Below are 2,290 nucleotides of genomic sequence, written 5' to 3'. Positions count from 1 at the left end.
AGACTTAATCTCTTCATCTTTTTTATTATCGTTCCCTAACTCTTTATTTATAGCCTTGATTTGTTCTTTTAAGAAATAATCTTTATGAGTTTTTTCAATTTTTGAATTTACTTTTTGAGTAATTTCTTTTTGTATTTTATAAGATTCAATCTCTTTTTTTATAACTTCTATAATATCAAATAATCTTTGTTCAACATTTGTTTGTGAAAATAGTTTATAAGCATCATCTTTTTTGATTTTTAAAACAGAAGAAATTAAATCAGCAATTCTAATCGCATCATCATTTTCTTCAATTGTTCTAATTAAGTCAATTGGAAATTTTGAGTTAAATTTAGATAATTTTTTTACTTGCTCAACTAAAACAGAAATAATCGATTTAATATTTTCATGATCAAATTCATCATTTTTTAGAATATCAACATTTGCAAAAATTTTATTATCATTTTTAAAATCAGTGATTTTACCTTTTGCTAATCCTTGGAAAAGTACTTTTATCTTACCATCTGGTAAAGATACTTTTCTCATAATATTACCAATAACTCCAACATTATAAAAAGATTCTTCTTCTCTTTTATCTTCTTTACCTTGCTTTGAAACTGCAATAATTACAAGCTTATTTTGCTCAATCGCACATTCAACGGCTTTAATATTATCCTCATTACCTAAAAAAAGTGGTGCAATCATAAAAGGATATAAAAATATATCATCTTCAATAATTAAAGGTATGTCGTGGGGAAATTTATCATAATTTTCTAATTCCATATATCTTAACTCCTAATTTTTTTTATTCAAATAGTGATCTAAAAAATGGTACTTTAACTGGTACTATTTCTTTTTGATTAATCCATGATTCTTCAACTTTTTTGGCATATATTTTTGCTGCTTCTGGCTTATCTACTCTTGTATAAAGTTCTGAAATTTCTTTATCTAAAGAAGCTTTTGCCATATATAATCTTGAGTTCATAGTTTCAACTAATGGTAAATAAGGTGATTTGTAATATCTTTTTTTGAAATTATCAATTTCACTTATTGTATTTTCAAGAAGTTCTTGATCTCTTAATTGATATTTAAAACCTAAAAAGTTTGCTTTAATTTTTAAGAATCTTGTATAATCAATATTTTCACTTAATGAATATCTTTTTGAATACTCATCTAAATAAAAGTTTGCAAGAGAATACTCTTCTTCATCAATATGCGCATTTATTAAAATTAATAATGATGTTTCTAATAAAGGAGAATTTCTGTGTTCACTTTCTAAAGATGTATATGTATCATCTGCTGCATCTAAATCATTATTTGATATTTGTTTAATCATTTTGTTATACCAATATAATGCTGGTTTATTATATTCTGCAACCTCATTTTTACTTGAACATCCTGCAAAAATAAGTATTGTTGAACTAATTAATAATAATTTTTTAAATTTAAAAATAGTAATCATTGTAAATATCCTTTTATAAGTCGATTATTTTATCTAATAATAGCTTAGGGAATATCTGCTATAATTATTTTAAAGAATTAAAAAGGCAAGATAATGAAACTTACTTTAATTGGTAATGGTATTATGGCTCAATCTCTAGCAAGAGGTTTAGTAAAAAATCATGATGTTGAGATTATTGGTAGAGATGCTGGTAATTTAAAAATAATCAAAGAAAAAATCCCGCAAGTATCTGTAAAAATCTTAAGTGATCAAGAAGATATTACAGGTAAAAATATAATTTTTTGTGTTAAACCTTATGCTTTACATAGTGTATCTGCAAGACTTGAAGGACAAGCTAATTTATTATTATCAATATTAGCAGGTACTACATTAGAGTCGTTAAAAAAACAAATAAAAGCTAAAAACTATGTAAGAACTATGCCAAATGTTGCTGCATCTGTTCAAAACTCTATGACTACAATTACAGGTGATAAAGAAGCTAAAAACATTGCAACTGAAATTTTTTCATCTATTGGAAAAACTATATGGGTTAATACTGAAAATCAATTAGATATCGCAACAGCTGTTGCTGGTTCTGGACCTGCATTTTTAGCTTTAATTGCAGAAGCAATTGCTGATGGTGCTGTAAAAGCTGGTTTAGAAAGACACTTAAGTACTCAATTAGTACAAGGTTTATTTTCAGGTACTTCTTCATTATTAGAGCATTCTCATCCTGCTATTATCAAAGATTCAGTAATGAGTCCAGGAGGAACAACAGCTGCTGGATATGCTGCACTAGAAAGAAATGGTGTTAGAACTGCAATGATTGAAGCAATTGAAGATGCATATACTAAAGCAATAGAGCTTGGA

The 2,290-nt window shown here is 26.3% G+C and carries 3 protein-coding genes; 1 reads left to right on the top strand and 2 read right to left on the bottom strand.

What is annotated here, in order from left to right:
• On the bottom strand, positions 1-762 hold a 762-nt coding region (locus ACERKK_RS12870; RefSeq protein WP_373773477.1), incomplete at its 3' end, for an LON peptidase substrate-binding domain-containing protein.
• A 22-nt stretch (positions 763-784) separates the two neighbouring features.
• Complete coding sequence (locus ACERKK_RS12865) at positions 785-1,441, bottom strand: outer membrane protein assembly factor BamD (RefSeq protein WP_373773476.1); 657 nt, start codon at positions 1,439-1,441, stop codon at positions 785-787.
• Between the two features lie 93 nt (positions 1,442-1,534).
• Between ACERKK_RS12865 and ACERKK_RS12860 the strand changes: the two genes are divergently transcribed.
• Positions 1,535-2,290: pyrroline-5-carboxylate reductase (locus ACERKK_RS12860; protein ID WP_373773475.1), on the top strand; the 756-nt coding region annotated here is incomplete at its 3' end.

This window comes from Poseidonibacter sp. (assembly GCF_041821165.1).
Taxonomy (GTDB): Bacteria; Campylobacterota; Campylobacteria; order Campylobacterales; family Arcobacteraceae; genus Poseidonibacter.
This window is presented reverse-complemented; position numbering and strand designations above follow the sequence as displayed.